This window comes from Undibacterium sp. Ji22W (assembly GCF_049340305.1).
Taxonomy (GTDB): domain Bacteria; phylum Pseudomonadota; class Gammaproteobacteria; order Burkholderiales; family Burkholderiaceae_D; genus Undibacterium.
Map to the genome: position 1 here is coordinate 1,083,705 of NZ_JBMPOU010000001.1, position 19,720 is coordinate 1,103,424.

At 41.7% G+C, this 19,720-nt stretch carries 20 protein-coding genes; 18 read left to right on the forward strand and 2 right to left on the reverse strand.

The window, feature by feature from the left end:
- Nucleotides 1–38: 38 nt before the first annotated feature.
- Nucleotides 39–1,808 carry a L,D-transpeptidase family protein gene (locus tag ACO0KW_RS04580; RefSeq protein ID WP_423051069.1) on the reverse strand — a complete coding sequence of 590 codons (1,770 nt, stop codon included), beginning with the start codon at nt 1,806–1,808 and terminating at the stop codon, nt 39–41.
- Nucleotides 1,808–2,809 carry a L,D-transpeptidase Cds6 family protein gene (locus ACO0KW_RS04585; protein ID WP_423051071.1) on the reverse strand — a complete coding sequence of 334 codons (1,002 nt, stop codon included), beginning with the start codon at nt 2,807–2,809 and terminating at the stop codon, nt 1,808–1,810. Before ACO0KW_RS04585 ends, ACO0KW_RS04580 begins: the two co-directional genes overlap by 1 nt.
- A 543-nt stretch (nt 2,810–3,352) precedes the next feature.
- On the opposite strand from ACO0KW_RS04585, the gene ACO0KW_RS04590 reads away from it, so the two are divergent.
- The 18 genes from ACO0KW_RS04590 to ACO0KW_RS04675 all read left to right on the forward strand — a co-directional run bounded on the left by ACO0KW_RS04590 (nt 3,353) and on the right by ACO0KW_RS04675 (nt 19,692).
- Nucleotides 3,353–4,000 carry a DNA-3-methyladenine glycosylase family protein gene (locus tag ACO0KW_RS04590; protein WP_423051073.1) on the forward strand — a complete coding sequence of 216 codons (648 nt, stop codon included), beginning with the start codon at nt 3,353–3,355 and terminating at the stop codon, nt 3,998–4,000.
- Nucleotides 4,001–4,055: 55 nt separating this feature from the next.
- On the forward strand, nt 4,056–5,030 hold the full coding sequence (locus tag ACO0KW_RS04595) for an acetyl-CoA carboxylase carboxyltransferase subunit alpha (protein WP_186889361.1): 975 nt from the start codon (nt 4,056–4,058) through the stop codon (nt 5,028–5,030).
- Nucleotides 5,027–6,466, forward strand: a complete 1,440-nt coding sequence (gene tilS / locus ACO0KW_RS04600) for a tRNA lysidine(34) synthetase TilS (RefSeq protein WP_423051075.1) — start codon at nt 5,027–5,029, stop codon at nt 6,464–6,466. The genes ACO0KW_RS04595 and tilS overlap by 4 nt, the downstream gene beginning before the upstream one ends.
- A gap of 9 nt (nt 6,467–6,475) precedes the next feature.
- The gene (gene dnaQ, locus ACO0KW_RS04605; RefSeq protein ID WP_423051077.1) at nt 6,476–7,204 is read left to right on the forward strand and encodes a DNA polymerase III subunit epsilon; all 729 of its coding nucleotides are present in this window, start codon (nt 6,476–6,478) and stop codon (nt 7,202–7,204) included.
- A gap of 527 nt (nt 7,205–7,731) precedes the next feature.
- Nucleotides 7,732–8,049: a flagellar transcriptional regulator FlhD gene (gene flhD / locus ACO0KW_RS04610; RefSeq protein ID WP_423051079.1), complete on the forward strand. Its 318-nt coding sequence runs from the start codon at nt 7,732–7,734 to the stop codon at nt 8,047–8,049.
- A gap of 44 nt (nt 8,050–8,093) precedes the next feature.
- Nucleotides 8,094–8,645, forward strand: a complete 552-nt coding sequence (gene flhC, locus ACO0KW_RS04615) for a flagellar transcriptional regulator FlhC (RefSeq protein WP_423051081.1) — start codon at nt 8,094–8,096, stop codon at nt 8,643–8,645.
- Nucleotides 8,646–8,716: 71 nt separating this feature from the next.
- Entirely contained in the window at nt 8,717–9,469 is a 753-nt protein-coding gene (locus tag ACO0KW_RS04620) for an SAM-dependent methyltransferase (protein ID WP_423051084.1), read from the forward strand.
- A 134-nt stretch (nt 9,470–9,603) separates the two neighbouring features.
- Nucleotides 9,604–10,464, forward strand: coding sequence for a flagellar motor stator protein MotA (motA, locus tag ACO0KW_RS04625; protein ID WP_423051086.1), 861 nt, complete (start codon nt 9,604–9,606; stop codon nt 10,462–10,464).
- A gap of 17 nt (nt 10,465–10,481) precedes the next feature.
- A complete protein-coding gene (motB, locus tag ACO0KW_RS04630; RefSeq protein ID WP_423051088.1) occupies nt 10,482–11,399 on the forward strand; it encodes a flagellar motor protein MotB in 918 nt (305 codons plus the stop codon).
- Between the two features lie 60 nt (nt 11,400–11,459).
- On the forward strand, nt 11,460–12,008 hold the full coding sequence (locus tag ACO0KW_RS04635) for a chemotaxis protein (protein ID WP_423051090.1): 549 nt from the start codon (nt 11,460–11,462) through the stop codon (nt 12,006–12,008).
- Nucleotides 12,009–12,057: 49 nt separating this feature from the next.
- Complete coding sequence (locus ACO0KW_RS04640; RefSeq protein WP_212674470.1) at nt 12,058–12,423, forward strand: response regulator; 366 nt, start codon at nt 12,058–12,060, stop codon at nt 12,421–12,423.
- 48 nt (nt 12,424–12,471) lie between these two features.
- Complete coding sequence (gene cheA / locus ACO0KW_RS04645) at nt 12,472–14,517, forward strand: chemotaxis protein CheA (protein ID WP_423051092.1); 2,046 nt, start codon at nt 12,472–12,474, stop codon at nt 14,515–14,517.
- 37 nt (nt 14,518–14,554) lie between these two features.
- Nucleotides 14,555–15,058, forward strand: a complete 504-nt coding sequence (locus ACO0KW_RS04650; protein WP_423051971.1) for a chemotaxis protein CheW — start codon at nt 14,555–14,557, stop codon at nt 15,056–15,058.
- A gap of 49 nt (nt 15,059–15,107) precedes the next feature.
- The gene (locus ACO0KW_RS04655; protein ID WP_423051094.1) at nt 15,108–15,995 is read left to right on the forward strand and encodes a CheR family methyltransferase; all 888 of its coding nucleotides are present in this window, start codon (nt 15,108–15,110) and stop codon (nt 15,993–15,995) included.
- Nucleotides 15,996–15,998: 3 nt separating this feature from the next.
- A complete protein-coding gene (cheD, locus tag ACO0KW_RS04660; protein ID WP_186942954.1) occupies nt 15,999–16,607 on the forward strand; it encodes a chemoreceptor glutamine deamidase CheD in 609 nt (202 codons plus the stop codon).
- A 72-nt stretch (nt 16,608–16,679) separates the two neighbouring features.
- The gene (locus ACO0KW_RS04665; RefSeq protein ID WP_423051096.1) at nt 16,680–17,756 is read left to right on the forward strand and encodes a protein-glutamate methylesterase/protein-glutamine glutaminase; all 1,077 of its coding nucleotides are present in this window, start codon (nt 16,680–16,682) and stop codon (nt 17,754–17,756) included.
- Nucleotides 17,757–17,854: 98 nt separating this feature from the next.
- Nucleotides 17,855–18,250, forward strand: coding sequence for a chemotaxis response regulator CheY (cheY, locus tag ACO0KW_RS04670; protein ID WP_186942956.1), 396 nt, complete (start codon nt 17,855–17,857; stop codon nt 18,248–18,250).
- A gap of 224 nt (nt 18,251–18,474) precedes the next feature.
- Nucleotides 18,475–19,692 (forward strand): EAL and HDOD domain-containing protein, encoded by a 1,218-nt coding sequence (locus ACO0KW_RS04675; RefSeq protein ID WP_423051098.1) that lies wholly within the window; start codon nt 18,475–18,477, stop codon nt 19,690–19,692.
- Nucleotides 19,693–19,720: the final 28 nt, after the last annotated feature.

Below are 19,720 nucleotides of genomic sequence, written 5' to 3' on the forward strand. Positions count from 1 at the left end.
TGTATGTGAATTTGCGTATGAGTTTGTGTCTATGTCTACTAACTACCAGTACGTTCTTGCCTGATGAGCCATTTACCATCTTGCTTAACCATTGTGAGGGTTTTTCGGCTGCTAGCCATCAAAGCACCTGATTGATAATTTTGCCTAAATTTGACAGTCGCTGTATTGCCTTCGACATTGATACTGGGAGAGTCAATATTGATTGCAATCTTGCCTTTGCCTTCAATTCTCGTGCGGCGTTCTTCCATCCACGACTTACGGGATTCGCCGTTTGGTGTTTGAAAATCTTTTGCATAATGAGCTAGATAAGCTTTTGTATTTTTTGCGCTCCAGACATTGATCCAACGTTTGATCGTCTGCTCGATTTCATTTTGTGCTACGGCATGAGATTTGTTTGTAGTAACTTTTTTAGGAGCAAGTGCAAATTTGCTTTCTGGTGTTTCTACTTTCGCGACAATCTTTGAAATGAGTTCTGTTTTTGGAATTTCTCTTGCGGTAATTTTGGCAGTTTCTTGTATAGAATCAGATTCCAACCTTGGGCCTGTAATTTGGTTTGTGTCTTCGTAAAAAATACGCCAAATTCCAGATTCTTTACCCCAATATTGTCGCCGCTTGGTAGAGCTGAGCCCACGATTCGTTTGAATATCTAAAACAAAATTGCTAACGATAATTTCTTCTCTTCCTGGATATTTGAATTGGGATAGTTCACGTAATTTTACGTTGCTCCCTGGTTTATTGATCACCTGAGTTTGTTTAGAAACCCAAGTTGAAGCCGAATCATTTACGGCATTTTTGAAATTCTTAGCGTAGAGAGAAGTCGCTACATTAGCATTGCTGGATAGTAAACTTTGCTGCCAGTTATCAATCAAACGACGAGCATTTTGTCTTTCGGCATTCCAATTGGCACGTGAAACGAATTCAATGCGGTCACTAATAATGACAGGCGTCCTAGCAATATCAACGATAGCAGAAATTTTCAAAAAGTCCGGATTTGAGAGTACTACGCAACCGTCTGAAGCGAGCGGTGCGCGACTGTAGTTGGTTGATGGGACACCATGTAGCCAAATGCCTGACCCGCCTCGTCCTTTTAATTTATCCCATTCATTTGGATAATTTAAGGGAAGAGCGCCGGGGCCATAAAAGTCAGGTAACTTCGCACCAGGAAGGCGATTAGTGATGTAATAAACACCTAGAGGGGTACGTTGGTCACCTTCTTTGAATTTATCCATGCCAAGTTTGCCTTGACTGACATAGTAATCGCTTAATAAGGTCGGGATTCCGCCAATGTTTTCATACAAGTACAGCCTAGCCCGCTTCGCATCCATTACAAGAGAATAACGCTGTTCATCACTCATCTGTAATAAGACGCTAGGTATTAAGTCCTTGTTTGGTCTTTCAGTGATTGCGCGTAATCGAGCAACTGCCTCATCATTTAGGTCTTTTAATTTGTCTTGAGGGGGACTGCTGGCTGCACCAAACCGATTGACAGGTCGCGTTCTCATTGCGATCAGATCACCTCGAATTAAGTGTGCTAAATGAAAGTTAGGGTAGGCAAGTAACAGCTCATCGACCTTTGCTTGTGCTTTTCCGAGTTCATTATTTGCTAGATACTTATAAGTTTCAATCAAAAGCAAATCAGGGTTTGGACCTGTTTTCTCGATCGATGCTTGAATTTTTGAGGGCGGATTGTTATTCGCAGATGCGAAGTCCATTAACCCTGCAATAAGTGAAATAGCTCCAGCTACGAAACATGTGAATGTTCCAGCATGCCGTAGCGCCGGAACTTTACTTCGAAATAATAAATACATCAGTTACCCGAACGCTCCTGCTTAATTAGCCATTTACCATCTTGTTTGGATAACACCAAAGTCTTGTGACTGGCGGAAGATAAACGGTCTGAAGTGTAAAATTGTTTGAATTTAACTGTCGCCACATTGCCGTCAATGCTAATGTGTGGGGCATCAATACGAACTCCAATTTTGCCTTTTCCTTCTATCCGTGAACGTCTATCTTCAGCCCAGTTACTTCTGGATTCACCTTTCGGTGTTTGAAAATCTTTTGCGTAATAATTCAAGTACTTCGAGACATTTTGACTGCTCCATGCTTTCGCCCAAGCTTCGACCGTATCTAAGACATTATCTTTGTCATTATTTGGAACCACAGGTTTGGTTGGGGGCGTAGGCGTCGACTTAGGCTCGCTAACTTTTGCAGGTGGTGTCGCAGTGACTGTTGGTGTATTCGGAATACTGGCAATTGGTGGTGGATTATTCGTCGTTGTTTTTGGATTAGTACCGCCAGTTGTGTTGCCAATCAGATTTTTCACAAGATTTAGTTTCAACTTCGCAGTTGAATTACCGGAATCAAGTTGCAAAGCTTTGTCATAGGATTGACTTGCCAATTTTGCATAGACATCACCGAGATTCTCGTGGGCTGTTCCGTACGTGGGATTTGTCCGTATCGCCATTTCCAAGGCTGCGCTGGCTTTCAGAAACTGTCCGTTCGACGCATACAGTACCGCCAAATTATTATATGGCTCTGGTAGTTCCGGATAGTCATCGGTGAGCTTACTAAAAATGGTTATCGCTTCAGCAGGCTTATTTTGTTCAGTCAAAATAATGCCTTTCAGAAAGCGCATCTGCGCGTCTTTAGGGCGTTGCGAAAGCACCGCATCGATCTTTTTAATCGCTTCATTCAATTGACCAGCTTTATAAAGTTTACTGGCATCACTAGCATCATCCGCCCATACCAGTGGCGAGAATCCAATGCTTAATATAATCGCAGCACATGCGGTTTTTATTGAGTGTCGCATAATTTAATTTGAAGTCTTTTCTAATATCGGTAGGTCAGGAATGGGATAGTAAATGGCGCAAATGGTTTGATTTGTATCTCTGGGCTGAAAATGCGCCTGAAATAAATTATCTATTTTGATGCTGTGCTTAATGACGAAATAAATCAGGCGCAATCTTAACAAATAAACTCGCTACCGCGTTATAGAGTTTGGCATATTGCTGTGAAAAAGTGGCATTGTGTTCGCGATTGAGACGAATTCTTTCGTAGTTTCGTAGCAAATGAAATGCATTGCTAGGTTTTAGTGTTTGCGGCTGCCTTATTCAATATCTTCCGGATGTAAGAAAAGTACATTTAAAGTAATAAAAAATTATGTTAATTTAAGTTTTTTTAATTAAATGAAATGCTGCTGCACAATTTCTCCTATTTCAAATTTAGTTCTTTCTGTACCATTATCATGTAAAATTCGCGGTTCTCTTTAATCATTTTTACAGTTAAAGATGGGTAAGTTGGTTCTAGCATGATGCTTGCATGATTTGTTTTTTGTATTACGGAAGATCATAGAATGAATAAAAATAATATTGTCCGTAATCCCGCATTGCATGTTCCAGACTATTGGGAAAATGCAAAATTAGAATTGATGAAGCGAGATCGAATCTTACGAAAATTGATTCCACATTTTGGTGATTTATATTTACTTGGTCGAGACGATCCATTTACCACTTTGACCAGATCCATTATTGCGCAACAAATTTCTGGAGCATCTGCAAATGCACTTTGGGAGAAATATTTAGGCGTTTGTTCCAAATCAACGCCGAATGAAGTTCTTAGTGCTGGCAAAGATCGATTACTCTCATGTGGCTTGTCGAAACGTAAAGCAGACTATATCCTTGATTTAGCAGGGCACTTCAAAGACGGCAGCGTGCATGTCGACAATTGGGTTGATATGAGCGATGAGGCAGTGATTGCTGAATTGGTTCAAATCCGCGGAATTAGTCGCTGGACCGCTGAAATGTTCTTGATTTTTAATTTGTTACGCCCAAATATCTTACCTTTAGATGACGCTGGCCTGATCAGTGGAATTAGCAAAAATTATTTTTCCGGAGAGCCAGTTTCACGTATTGATATTCGTGAGGTGGCGGCAAACTGGGAACCTTGGCGGACGGTTGCTACATGGTATATGTGGCGTAGTTTGGATGAAAAGTTAGCTTAACTTGATACAATCAAGCTTATTTCTTTAACTCGTGTGGAATTTTTAAGGAGGCACGATGACTAAAACGACATTCCTGGGATTCGAGCAATCAATTGCAGAGCTCGAAACAAAAATTGAAGAGTTGCGCTTTGTGCAAGACGATTCGGCAGTAGATATTTCGGAAGAAATTGATCGTCTTTCGCAAAAAAGTCAAATGTTGACAAAAGATATCTATGCCAAATTGACGCCTTGGCAGGTGTCTCAAATTTCACGCCATCCGCAACGTCCATATACGTTGGACTATATCTCGCAAATCTTCACTGATTTTCATGAGTTGCACGGTGATCGAGCCTTCGCAGATGATCTTGCCATCGTAGGTGGTTTGGCTCGCTTCAATGGTCAAGCATGTATGGTGATCGGGCATCAAAAAGGGCGAGACACCAAAGAACGTGCAATGCGTAACTTCGGTATGCCTAAGCCTGAAGGTTACCGCAAAGCGATGCGCCTTATGAAATTGGCTGAGAAATTTGATATTCCTGTATTTACTTTCGTTGATACTACTGGGGCATGGCCAGGAATTGACGCCGAGGAGCGCGGTCAATCGGAAGCTATCGGGCATAATTTGTACGTGATGGCCGAATTGAAAGTTCCTTTGATCGCGACTATCATTGGGGAAGGCGGTTCAGGTGGAGCGCTGGCGTTAGCAGTAGGGGATGCTGTGTTAATGCTGCAATATGCAACATATTCGGTGATTTCTCCCGAAGGTTGTGCGTCTATTTTATGGAAAACATCTGAACGCGCTTCCGATGCGGCCGAAGCGCTCGGATTGACTGCAAACCGACTAAAGGCAATGGGGTTAATTGATAAGATTATTAATGAACCTCTTGGTGGCGCGCATCGCGATCCTAAACAAATGTGCGCTTTGGTGAAACGAGCGTTGGCAGATACATTACGTCAATTTCAAGGAATGAAGACAAAAGAATTACTCGCTAATCGCCATGAAAAATTAATGAGCTATGGCAAATTTAAGGAAACTCGAGTTTCCGAATGAGTCAGTCGCACTCGCAAAGTGCCGAGGAGTTAAAGAAACGTTTTTTTGCTAAACTCACTAGCATCATTCAAACGCAAAATCTTCACTGTCAGACAACTGGAATTGCGGTTGCTTACAGTGGAGGCCTCGATTCCACCGTACTCCTAGCACTAACTTCCCTCTACGCTCAACAAGAGCAAATCCCTGTTTTTGCGTACCATATCAATCATGGAATAAGTGCTAATGCGCTAGTTTGGCAAAAGCATTGCGAAGATACCTGTTCTAAATTGGGGATTCCGTTCAGAACTGATCAGGTCGTGATTAAAAATCAAGGGAAGGGGATTGAATCTATCGCAAGAACTGAGAGATATCAGGCACTTGGACGGCTATGCAAAATCGATCAAGTAAATTTTTTGCTGGTAGCCCATCATCTTGATGATCAGGCGGAAACCATGCTGATGCAATTGTTTCGAGGCACAGGATTACGTGGGCTCGCTGGTATGGATGAATTTAATTTCGCTCCAACTTTACTCAATTCACCACATATTCTCATCGGACGACCTTTATTATCTGAGTCGAAGAATGCAATACAGATTTATGCGAATTTCAATCAATTAAGAAATATCGAAGATGAGTCGAACGCGGATTTGGTTTTTACGCGCAATGCAACTCGCCATTTGTTGATGCCAAAAATTGAAGAAGTTTTCCCTCAGTTTGTGCAGCGTCTATTTCGTACTTCTGTGCATACCCGCTCTGCGCAACGCCTGCTTGACGAGCTTGCTGCGACTGATTTGAACGCTTGTAGTGAAAATAATGTCTTGGACTTGACGCAATTGTTAGCATTGAATGCTGATCGGATTTCAAATGTATTTCGCTATTGGCTCAGCATTAATCACGTACAACTGCCATCAACTTCGAAAATCGCCGAAATCCAAGATCAATTGTTTAATGCTCGTGAAGATGCGCGAGTAACGATTCATCATGGCGAACATTCAATTTGTCGTTATGCTTCAAAAATATACCTGCTTGATCAACGACTGGTGAGTACCCATCAAGCAGATATTGAGTTTCAGTGGAGCGGAGAGCCGTCAAAATATTTTTCAGAGTTAAAGGGAACATTAATTTTTCAACGCGGTGAAGTTGGTGTTTGTGTCAACATTCTCAATGAGAAAACGATGGTTATCCGTCGGCGTCTGGGAGGTGAGCGCCTACGGTTAGCGAAAAATAGACCTACTCGGGATATGAAAAGTCATTTTCAAAGTGCCAAAATACCCTTTTGGCTGCGTGAAAAATTGCCGTTTATTTACATCGATGATCAATTATTTTTCGTCGGTTTATTAGGCGTCGACGCAGCTTTTTTAGTGGATGAACAGACTGAACCCAACGGGACTAGCACTAAAATCGAATTGACTTGGATTCCCGATAACCGCATGAATTTGGCTGAAGTAAAGAATTGAATGGTAAATATGAAAAGACAAATTGTTCTAGATACTGAAACGACAGGGTTAAATCCGCGATTAGGTAATCGTGTGATTGAAATTGGTTGTGTCGAATTAGTTGATCGTAAACTCACAGGTAATAATTTTCACCGTTATATTAACCCTGAACGCGAATCGGAAGAGGGGGCACTGGCGGTGCATGGGCTAACCACGGAATTTTTGAGTGATAAACCTATATTTGCACAAGTCGCAGATGATTTTTTAGAATTCGTGCGCGATGCTGAATTAGTAATTCATAACGCTCCTTTTGATATGGGCTTCTTAAATGCTGAGTTTGATCGTTTGGGGTTGTCGAAGCTCGATGATTACGTGGCTGCCGTCGTTGATACGCTGGTTCAAGCGAAAGAATTGCATCCGGGCAAACGAAATTCCTTAGACGCCTTGTGCGATCGATATGAAATTTCAAATGCTCATCGAAAATTGCACGGAGCCCTGCTTGATGCAGAGTTATTAGCAGACGTATTTTTGGCAATGTCTCGCGGTCAAAATAGTTTTAGCATTGAAATTGAAGACGAGCCGGTACATGCTGCCGTTGAGATGATCGAACTAACAGAACAAGATTACGACGTAATTGTTGTATTTGCAGAAAATGGTGAAAAGCAAGCACATGAGGGACTATTGACAGATATTAATAAAGCAACTCAGGGCGCCTGTCTTTGGCAATTAGAGGCGGATGCTGGAAGACTTAATTCATAACCCTTTATTGATAGCACTTAGCAATGGACTATTCCTCAAACGATGAAATAGTTCTTTTGCTTCTATAATTAGTTCTCATGGTTTTTTGACATTTTTCGACAGAAATCCAACACAAATAGTAAAAATATTTTTCTCGCCACCCTAAAGTGGCGTTTTTTTTTGCCGTTAATGTTTGTAGGATCAGTTTAAAAATAAATCAAAAATATTTTGAGTTAGGCCTAAAGTTTCCTGAATTGATGCCGTTAATGATGTGAGAGTTGGGCATATTTTTCTTTTCCTAAAGACTTAAGTTGTTGATTTCAATAATTTTTATTCTGTTTTAAGTAGTTCTCGTCTTCAAATAAAAATTACTTAATAAATAGTGATTTATCTCAAATAATCCAATGTAGGATCAATTCCTATTGGATTTTTCTTGTTTTTCCGCATTTAACTCCATTGTTTCGCTGATACACTCATTTTTCGTCAAGCACCACAATCTGTCTCACTGGCAACACATTTCGCTAGGGCAAATAAGTGGGAGTTCTAAAATGACACCAAATGACATGATGGCTGAAATCCGCGATGCAAATTTAAGCTACTTGATGCTCGCGCAGCAAATGATTCGTGCGGATAAGGCGACGGCAATCTTTCGCTTAGGAATTAGCAAAGAAATCGCTGATTTGATCGAGGGAATGAACAATGCTCAGATTTTAAAATTGGCAGGCTCAAATATGATGTTGGCTCGCTTCCGGTTTGAGGACAGCTCAATTCTTTGTATGCTGACCAATTACAATAAGGAACGTAGTCTTGCTCATTCACATGCGGCCATTTTGATGGCGGGTCAAAAAGTTGAAGAAATCGTTTAACTGTTGAATTGTGAATCTGAATCTGAAAATAGTCGAGGTGTGAAATGGCAACGAAAAGTATTGTAAATGAAGCTAATGAAATTCAATTGGCTGTTGACCTTGTCAATTTAGGTGCGCGTTTGCAGTTGCTCGAATCTGAAACATCTCTTTCAAGAGAGCGGTTATTGAAGATTTATAAAGAGTTAAAAGGCGTTTCGCCACCAAAGGGGATGTTGCCTTTTTCAACAGATTGGTTCGTGACGTGGCAGCCCAATATTCATTCGTCGCTCTTCATGAATATCTTTAAATACTTGCGAGATCATGCCGACATTGATGGTATTCATGCGGTTGTAAAGGCTTATAAATTGTATCAGGAACAAATGCCAACTCCTGATGGTGATGATCCGGTCTTATCCTTGACCAGAGCTTGGACCTTGGTTCGTTTTTTTGAGGGGAATTTGCTCTCCTTCGTGAAATGCAAACAATGCGGCGGACAATTTGTTGGGCATTCTCTGGATTTGCATGATCATTATGCGTGCGGTTTGTGTCATGTTCCTTCTCGTGCTGGTAAAACTAAGAAATCGCGCGCCGCAGAAGTTGAACGTGTATTAAATTAAGATCTTTGTCTTCGTACTACAGTGTTCTGGTGATATGATTTTGAGAAAACTGTAGATATGAGGTGAGGGTTTTGAAATTTTCGATCGGCATTAAGTCCTTATTTCTGCAAATAACCTCTCTATTATTAACTTTTGTATTATTGAGTTTTGTTTCTTCCGCTTTTAAGATTTCATTCTCACTTTTCTCACTCCTCTTCTTACATGCCTGTGTTGCCGCATTCGCGGCATACCTATTTGAATTTGATTGGTGGTGGTGGCCAATTCAATTCAGTTTCCCTCTAGCGGCGTATTTTTTGTCGCAATTTGAAATCTCCCCTTATTACTATTTTATTGTACTAATTATTTTTTCGACGCTATTTTGGTCGACCTATAGAACGCAGGTTCCATATTTTCCTTCACATTCTCAGTTGTTGGCACCTATATTGGAGCTGGTCGTTGATCGTAAGAACTTGAAATTGATTGACATTGGTAGCGGAATGGGCGGTTTATTGATTAATTTGTCAGCAAAGCGTAGCGATGGAGACTTTACTGGGGTAGAAATTGCTCCGTTGCCTTGGTTTGTAAGCATCGTTCGAGCCGCTTTTTTGAAGTCAAATGTCAAATTCAGGCTGGGCGATTTTTATTGCAAAGATTTCTCGGAGTTTGATGTCGTATTTTGCTATTTGTCTCCCGCTGCGATGCCGCGAGTATGGGAGAAGGTGAAGCGCGAAATGGTGCCGGGCTCGCTCTTTCTAAGTTATGAGTTTATTGTTCCATTCGTAGCGCCGGATATTTCAGTGGAAGTTGGCTTTGATGGCGTGTATTTGTATGGCTGGCGCATATAATGAAACAACAGAAATATATTTTTTGGGCAATATTCAGGAAAATGTTGCCTAATGTTACGTGATCGCTGGTATTCTTAAGTTGTAGCTCGAAAGCCATCGTAATTCGGGGTCAAACTGTTTAAGGAGTCTAACTCGTGTTAGTTATTGTGGGTTATATAGTCGTCTGTGGTTCTGTCTTCGGCGGATTTGTGATGAGCGGTGGTCATTTAGCCGTTTTGTTTCAACCCCTTGAGCTCTTGATGATTGGCGGTGCCGCGGTCGGTGCGTCACTCGTCGGAAATAATTCGAAAACTTTAAAGGCATCGCTAAAAGCATTACCAAGTGTTCTTAAGGGTTCTAAATACAGTAAAGCGCTCTACATGGAGTTGATGACCATGTTGTTTGACGTATTGACGAAAATCCGCAAAGAGGGCCTGATGTCTATCGAAGGTGATATTGAGAAGCCTGAGGAGAGTCCCCTTTTTAGTAAATATTCCTTGGTGGTTTCGGACCATCACCTGATGGAGTTTTTAAGTGATTATTTGCGGTTGATGGTATCTGGAAATATGGACGCTTTTCAGATAGAGAACCTCATGGATAACGAGCTAGAAACCCATCATCATGAGGGTGCAATTCCTGCTCATTTTATTGCGAAGCTGGGCGATGGCTTGCCAGCATTTGGTATCGTTGCGGCTGTGATGGGGGTGGTGCACACCATGGAGTCGGTCGGTATCCCTCCAGCGGAATTGGGAATCTTGATTGCACATGCCTTGGTTGGAACGTTTTTGGGTATTTTATTGGCCTATGGTTTTGTTGGGCCGTTATCGAGTCTTATGGAGCAAAATTTGGATGAGTCTTCCAAAACATTTCAATGTGTAAAAGTGACGTTGTTAGCTAGCTTGAATGGATATGCTCCTGCACTTTCCGTCGAATTTGGACGTAAGGTACTTTATTCGACTGAGCGACCAACATTTTCAGAGTTGGAAGACCACATCAAGCAATCGAAGTCTAAATAGATAATTAACGAGTTGATATGGCAAACGAAGAACTTCGCCCGATTATCGTAAAGCGAATTAAGAAAGTCGCTGGTGGTCATCACGGCGGCGCCTGGAAAATTGCTTACGCAGACTTTGTTACGGCAATGATGGCGTTTTTTCTTTTGATGTGGTTGTTGGGGTCTACAGCCAAAGGTAATTTGCAAGGTATCGCTGAATATTTTCAGAATCCTTTAAAAGTTGCGATGTCGGGTGGTGATGGCAGCGGTGATAGTTCAAGTGTAATTAAAGGCGGCGGCAAGGATTTGTCTCTACGTGAGGGCCAAACAAAGAAAGGCGAAATAGAAGCCGTCAAAAAAACCTATAACTTGCAGGCGGCTGAAGCAGCTCTCGCAAGGGCAGATGCCGAGCGTTTAAAGGGGCTAAAAAGTAAAATTGAAGCCGCGATAGAATCTAGCCCAACTTTGAAACAGTTTAAGAATCAATTGTTGTTAGACATCACAACGGAAGGCCTGCGAATCCAAATTGTCGATGAAAAAAATCGACCTATGTTTGCTTCTGCCAAAGCCGAATTACAGCCGTACACAAAAGAAATTTTGCATGAAATCGGATTAGCTCTCAATGATGTTCCGAATCGAATTAGCTTGTCAGGGCATACCGATGCGGCGCCATATGGTAGCGGTGAAAAGGGTTACAGTAATTGGGAGTTATCAGCCGATCGCGCTAATGCTTCACGTCGTGAATTAATTTACGGCGGAATGGAGGAAGTTAAGGTGTTGCGAATAGTAGGTTTGTCGTCCTCAGTATTGTTTGATAAGGAAGACCCGTTAAACCCCATTAACAGACGAATTAGCATCATTGTGATGAATAAAAAAGCTGAGCTGTCGGCCTCGCAGGATGGTGGTGAGGTTGATTTGGGGAAAACAGTTGACATTCCAGTTGAAACAAAAAAGTAAGTTGGTTTATCAAATGCATTAGCAATTGCAAAAGATAATTTGCAGAATGGGATGCTGAAGATGTCGAAGAAAAAAAACTTGGGCTCACAGGTTAAACAGCTTTTATCAGGTGTTTCAGATCATGGCGTGGCGCATTTGCTTGAAGTTGAAACTGATTTGGTTCAAACCACAATTTTGCTGGCAGAGGCTATCGAAAAATTAGGCGAGAATTTTTTGGACTTGCATACGTCAATAACGTCACAAGAAGAACAGATTCTTGACTTGGTTAATACTGGTCTTATTCCCAAAGATAGTATTGAGAAATTAGCGAAAATCCAATCGGATATCGCGACGCATATTAATTTGGCAGTGACCAGTCTTCAATTTCAAGATCTAACCAGCCAGCTAATTTCTAGAACAGTGCAACGAAGTGTTGGATTGCGCGAGTTGCTTTCAACTTTAGATATGGTCGGAAATGTCATTCCGATAGATGGCGAGACCGAAGAGATTTCAGCGGTATTGACCGAGATTACCGAAAAATTAGAACAACAGAGTGTTGAATTGAAAAGTTTGTTGCGTAAAACAGTAAACCAGCAACACTTAAATAGTGGTGATATTGAATTATTTTAGAAATGAATAGAGCAGAGAGTTTTTCACGATTTTTCTGAATGGAGTAATGATGGCCAAAACAATTTTAGCGGTAGATGATTCTGGATCGCTGCGTCAAATGGTTGCGTTTAGTTTGAAGGCAGCTGGATATCAAGTGATCGAGGCTGTTGATGGTCAGGATGGACTGGAGAAAGCGAAGAACCAAGTCGTTGACTTAGTTCTTACGGACCAAAACATGCCAAGAATGGATGGACTTACTTTGATTAAGTCATTGCGAGCGCTGTCGACCTATCAACGCGTCCCAATTTTAATGCTGACAACTGAATCAAGCGATGATATGAAGGCTAAGGGGCGTGCGGCCGGTGCAAATGGCTGGTTGGTTAAACCTTTTGACCCTCAGAAGCTCACTGAAGTTGTGAAAAAAGTGATCGGCTGATTTCAATTAATATCGGTCAGGTATTTGTGTAAAAAATGGGGTGAAATAATGACGATTGACATGAGTCAGTTTTTTCAGGTTTTTTTTGATGAGGCTGAAGAACTTCTCGCAGAAAAAGAGAAGTTGCTGCTAGGTGTTGATATTTCGTCCCCAGATCCCGAAGATTTGAACGCTATCTTTCGCGCTGCTCACTCAATTAAGGGCGGGGCATCTACTTTTGGTCTCACCGATATGACCGAAGTAACGCATATTCTAGAGTCATTGCTAGATAAAATTCGTAAGGGAGAAATGCATTTAACTGCGGAGCATGTTGACGCGTTTTTGGCTGCAAAAGATATTCTTAAGATGCAGCTAGATGGACATCGTTTGGGAACCGCGGTTGATTTAGATGCAGTCGGTGATGTCAGGATGTTGTTGCAATCATTTGTCCGGGATGAAATTGCACCCAAAATAGCGCCATCTATCAGCTTGTCGCCTATTAATCAGATGAGTGACATCAAGGAGAAATTTCATCATTGTTTTCGCGTGAGTTTTAAAGAGGTAAGTTCGTCAGACTTGTCAGTTTTAAATTCCGAATTAGGTTTGCTTGGTTTGGCTTGGAGCGAAAAGACAGCGGATGGACAAGATTCTATTGCCTTGAAAACAAACGGTACAGAAGAAGATATTCTTGCTGTCTGCTCTTTCATTGTCGATGCTGACAAAATGACGATTACACATGAAGTACTTCCTGATGATTCTGCTGGAAAAAAAGAAGCAAGTGACGATGAATTAGGTTATGGATTCTTTGAGCCGATTGATTCGATGTTCCCTCCGCTTGAGGAAAAAAATCTCCCACTCGTTACTAAAATCGACGACTCCTCTGCGCACGAAGTGCAGGGAAGAATCAGTAAGCCAGCCACCAAAAAAGAAGCGGAAAAACCTGTCGGAAATCAGGAATCGACGACTATTCGGGTCGGGATAGAGAAAGTCGACCAAATCATCAATTTAATTGGTGAATTAGTTATTACGCAAGCGATGTTGACACAACGAACGCAGGATCTTGATCCTGTGTCTAATGAGCGCTTATTGAGTAGCGTCGCCCATTTGACGAGGAATACGCGAGACCTGCAGGAAGCAGTCATGTCAATTCGAATGATGCCTATGGATTATGTTTTTTCGAGGTTTCCACGAATGGTGCGCGATTTAGCAAATAAATTGGGCAAAAAGGTCGAGTTCGTAACATATGGTGCATCTACAGAATTAGACAAGGGACTAATTGAGAGAATCGTTGATCCGTTGACGCATTTGGTACGTAACAGTATCGATCATGGAATTGAGATGCCTGCGACCCGTGTTGAAAATGGGAAGGGTGAAGTGGGGAAATTATCACTCTCTGCAGTTCACCAAGGTGGCAATATTGTGATTGAAGTGTGCGACGACGGTGGCGGTCTAAATCGTGAACGTATATTGTCAAAAGCAAAGCAAAATGGCTTGGCCGTTTCTGATTCGATGTCTGATTCGGACGTTTGGCAGCTTATTTTTGCGCCTGGTTTTTCTACCGCAGAAGTAGTTACTGATGTGTCTGGCCGTGGTGTTGGTATGGATGTCGTAAAGAGAAATATTACCCACATGGGTGGGGTTGTAGATATCCGTTCAGCAAAAGGCTTTGGAACCACAATCACAATTTCGTTACCGCTTACACTGGCGATCTTGGACGGTATGTCGATCAAAGTCGGCGAGGAAATTTATATATTGCCTCTCGGTTTCGTTGTGGAATCTCTACAGCCTGAGCCTGAGGATATAAAAGAAATAAAAGGTAAGGGAAGAGTCATCAAAATTCGGCAGGAGTACTTGCCACTAATACCGTTATTTGAAACGTTTAACATTACGCCAATGCATACGGACCCTTCGAAAGGGATTACTGTAATAGTTGAAGTCGACGGCAAAAAAGCTGCGTTATTTGTTGATGATTTGGTTGGACAGCAACAAGTGGTCGTGAAAAATATCGAATCCAATTATCGGAAAATACCTGGAATTTCAGGAGCAACGATTTTGGGCGATGGCGGTGTCTCGTTTATTTTGGACGTGGCAGCGTTGTTGCGTTCGGTTAGATAGATTTTAGACTTAACAAGATTTAAGAGGAAAGATCATGATGCAAAACTCTGAAAACCTGAGTAAGAAGACGCAATCTGACGGTAGTGAAATTTCAACACACGAGTTCTTGGCGTTTACTCTTGGGAATGAAGAATATGGAATTGATATTCTAAAAGTACAGGAGATTCGTGGTTACGAGGCAGTCACTAGGATCGCCAATGCGCCAGATTTTTTGAAAGGCGTAATTAATCTCCGCGGCATCATCGTTCCTATCGTTGACATGCGGATTAAATTTAATTTGGGGACACCAACTTATGATCAATTGACGGTGGTCATTATCCTCAATATTGGTGTGCGCGTTGTCGGCATGGTAGTCGATAGCGTTTCCGATGTAATGACGCTCCTGCCTGCACAAGTCCGGCCAGCGCCAGAAATGAATACGACATTTAATAATGATTTTTTGATCGGTTTAGGCACGCTAGAGGAACGTATGCTGATTTTGGTCGACATCGAGAAGTTGATGTCGAGTCCAGAAATGGGATTACTAGACCACGCAGATTAAGTTAAAGTCCAATGAAAAAGAGTAGTTTACATCAAGATTGGGAATTCGCATGGTAAAGCCTGCTGAACGATCTGACGGGGAAAAAGAATTCACGTTTAATCATAAAGATTTCGATCGGGTACGCGGCTTGATTTATCAACGCGCTGGAATCTCACTCTCTGATAGTAAGCAAGAGATGGTTTATAGTCGTCTGGCAAGAAGATTGAGAGCGACTGGTTTAAATTCTTTTTCGGTCTACCTCGATATGCTCGAGCGTGAGAGTAATAGTGGAGAGTGGGAGGCTTTTACAAACGCCTTGACGACTAATTTAACTTCTTTTTTTCGTGAGGAGCATCACTTTCCTATTCTGGCAGAACATATAAAAAAGAAGTCCGGACACCTGCGAGTTTGGTGTTCTGCTAGTTCGACTGGTGAAGAACCTTATTCGATTGCGATATGTATTTGTGAGGCATTAGGGACAATTAAACCAAATTTGGAAATCATTGCGACTGATATTGATACAAATGTATTAGGAGTAGCTGCTCGAGGTGTTTATAACGCTGATCGAATTGAGAAATTGCCTAACGATATTGTACGCAAATATTTTTTGAGAGGCCGTGGTAAGAATGAAGGGTCGGTTATGGTGCGGCCAGAATTAAGAAGTTTGATTAATTTTGAATCGTTGAATTTATTAGATGATCGTTGGGGCCTCAGCGGTGAATTTGATGCAATTTTTTGTAGAAATGTAATGATCTATTTTGACAAACCAACCCAATCGAGCATTTTGAAGAAATTCGTGCCTTTGTTAAAGTCAGATGGATTGTTGTTCGCAGGGCATTCTGAAAATTTTCTTTATGTTTCAGATGATTTTAAGTTGCGTGGCAAAACGGTCTATGTGTTGGCGAGTCAGGAAGATAAACGTAAGAAATTGAATTCTTATGACTTAAATAAAGGGTGATCCATGAGTCAGTTTAGTGAAGAACACTTTGCCACTAACGTTTATTATGATCGCACTTTTGATTGTGATGCGGCAAAGATCTTACCAGGGGAATTTTATTTTACTGGGAAAGACATGTTGATTGTAACTGTCTTGGGATCTTGCGTCTCAGCCTGCATTCGTGATCGAGTCTCAGGCGTTGGTGGAATGAATCATTTTATGCTTCCTGATGGCGGCGAAAATTCAGATAATCCGGTGTCTGCATCCATGCGATATGGCACATACGCAATGGAAGTGCTGATCAATGAATTATTGAAAGCCGGTGCTCGTCGGGAGAATATGGAAGCTAAAGTGTTTGGGGGCGGTAATGTGCTGCGTGGATTTACGGCAATTAATGTAGGCGAAAGAAATGCTAAATTCGTGCTTGATTATTTGCGAATGGAAAGAATGCGGGTTATTGCTGAAGATTTAAATGATATTTATCCGCGTAAAGTATATTTTTTTCCGCGAACTGGTAAGGTGCTAGTGAAGAAACTCAAAGTAGAGCATAACGACACCCTGAAGAAACGAGAGCTCGATTACGCAAGTCGATTGAAAAGTGCTCCAGTTGGTGGTGATGTCGACTTGTTTTGACGCGATAGTGATTGCTTAATGATTAAACCGAAATCTTTCCTATGTTAGGAAATTGTGTGCGGTGAGGGCAGAATGAAAATTAAAGTATTAATTATTGATGATTCTGCGCTGATACGAAGTATCTTGAGCGAAATTATTCGGCAACAAAGTGATATGGAAGTCGTGGGGGTTGCTCCTGATCCGTTGGTTGCGAGGGAGTTAATTAAACAATGCAACCCTGATGTTTTGACCTTAGATGTAGAAATGCCTAAAATGGATGGGCTCGATTTCCTTGAGAAATTGATGCGTCTTCGCCCTATGCCAGTGATCATGGTGTCGTCGTTGACTGAACGTGGGTCAGAGATAACGATGCGTGCATTGGAGTTAGGAGCGGTTGATTTCGTGACGAAGCCAAAACTTTCGATTCAAAGTGGTATGCTGGAATATGCCCATGTAATTACTGACAAAATACGTGCTGCTTCTAAAGCGAAAATTCGTGCTAGAGCACATGCAGTTGGAGTTTCTGGAGCTCATGCGACATCCGTTTTGCCATCGGTCAGAAATCCACTAGTTAGTAGTGAAAAGCTTATTATTGTTGGTGCTTCAACGGGTGGCACTGAAGCTATTAAGAATTTTTTAAGTCAAATGCCTTCTGACTGTCCGGGAATTTTGATTACCCAGCATATGCCTGAAGGTTTTACAAAGTCATTTGCGAAACGATTGGATGGCTTATGCAAAATTTCTGTTTCAGAAGCTGAAGGTGGTGAACGGATCTTGCCAGGACATGCGTATATTGCCCCAGGACATTCGCATCTATTGTTGGCACGTAGTGGGGCAAACTATGTCACCGAAATTAATGATGGCCCACCAGTCAATCGACATAGACCCTCGGTCGATGTTTTGTTTCGATCCGCAGCAAAATATGCTGGGAAAAATGCAGTCGGCGTCATATTGACAGGCATGGGAAAAGATGGCGCTGAGGGCATGTTAGAAATGAAAAGTGCAGGGGCTTTTAATTTCGCGCAAGATGAGGCTAGCTGTGTAGTATTTGGGATGCCGCGTGAGGCTATTGCAATTGGCGCAGTTAATGAAATTGCACCGCTAAATGAATTGCCTCATCGTGTTTTACAGTACTTGGACCAACATGGCAGTCGTGCGTTGCGTGTTTAATGTATGAAATGTAGTAATGAATGTAAATGCAGTATCAAAACAAGTTTATATAACCGATAATATGCACTACCGTCCTTTGTGATTTTATGGAGTAAGTTATGGCTGATCAAAACCTCAAATTTTTAGTAGTTGACGATTTTTCGACAATGCGCCGCATTGTACGTAATTTGTTGAAGGAACTTGGATATTCAAATGTCGACGAAGCCGAAGACGGTGCATTAGGCTTAGCAAAATTAAAGAGCGGCGATTTCGATTTTGTTATCTCGGATTGGAATATGCCCAATATGGATGGACTCACGATGCTTCAACATATCCGTGCCGATCCTGCTCTGGCAAAGTTGCCAGTATTGATGGTGACTGCGGAGGCAAAAAAAGAAAATATTATTGCTGCAGCGCAGGCTGGTGCTAATGGCTATGTTGTTAAACCATTTACTGCTGCGACGCTGGATGAGAAACTTTCAAAGATCTTCGAAAAGTTAGGTAAGCCGTCTTAATTTTTAATGACAATTTCGAGATTGGCTTGAAAAAGCAAAATGCTTGAATCGTCAATTTCTAATAGTCGAATTTGCAGCCAGATTGTTAAGACGCAATTCGCCCATGTTGACGCAAAAAATTACCAAATTTAATTTGAATATTGTTTGGATTGAGCACGTGGCAATTAAATTGTGCAATGGCTTTAATTTTTGATATTGACTTAATAATTAGATAAATAAATTTTATGAGTGATGTAAAGTTCATCGTTAGGGAGCCTTTGCTTGATCCTTCACAACGTGTGATAGGTTTTCAATTGTCATGGCAGAACAATGCAAAGGATGCTGAACCAGATGTTGCAGCGTTGAGCTTCTTGATGTCGTTTGTGGCATCAGAATTTAATGATGAAGAAAAGGGTTTCTTGCTTGGAGATAGTGTCATTTTTCTTGAGGCAGTACCAGGCTTATTGCAAGCAGAAGGCCTGCGACAATTGCCTCCCAAAAATACTGTCTTGATTTTTTCTAAGCGTTATTTCGGTGATGCAGCTACGCTTGATACAATTAAAGAGCTGCGTGCTCTGGGGTTCGGTATTTGTTTAAGAAACGCCGATATTACTGCTTTAGAGCGGTCTTTCTTTTCGCTGATTACACATTTTGAAGTGCAGCTTGATGCGAGTAATTTGACGGCTCAGGCGAAGATGTATGCCGCACTGAAACAGTCGAATGTGCAGATGGTTGCCCGCAATGTTGGTAACTGGCAGGACTTTGATGCTTGTGCAGCCCTCGGACTGTCTAGCTTTGTCGGTAAGCTTCATTTAACTCCTCGCCCAAATGTTGCGCAAAAAGGTTTGGATACAACGCAAACCACAATTTTGCAATTGATGGAGATGATTCGTAAGAATGCCGATATTCAGCAATTAGAAACTGTCGTAAAACGCGACGCCGCGCTCGCCTACAAATTGTTGAGGTATATTAATTCCGCTGGGTTTGGTTTGCGCACTGAAGTGCAATCACTTAAGCATGCCGTAACAATTCTAGGGTACAGTCCTCTCTATCGGTGGCTCTCCTTATTACTTGCCACTGCGAGTACAAGTGGCAATTCTCCAGTTCTTCTGGAAACGGCTATTGTCCGTGGTCGATTTGCTGAAATTCTTGGGCAACCATTCATGTCCAAGAGTGATGCGGAAAATTTGTTTGTTGCCGGGATGTTTTCACTCTTAGATCGATTGCTAGGAATACCGATGGAAGAGGTTCTGTCGACCATCCAATTGCCAGAAGCCGTTGTTGATGCACTGGTGTCGAGAAGTGGTATATTTGGACCGTTCCTTGCGCTTGCAGAGGCATGTGAACTCAACAGTATGCTGGTTTCTTCAATTGCCGAGACATTAAAAGTGTCATCAGTGGATGTTAATAAAGCGCATTTATCCGCTTTAGTTTGGGCAAAGAATATTTCTTCCGCTGCTTAATTTCAGCCTGATTCAATCACTACAGAAA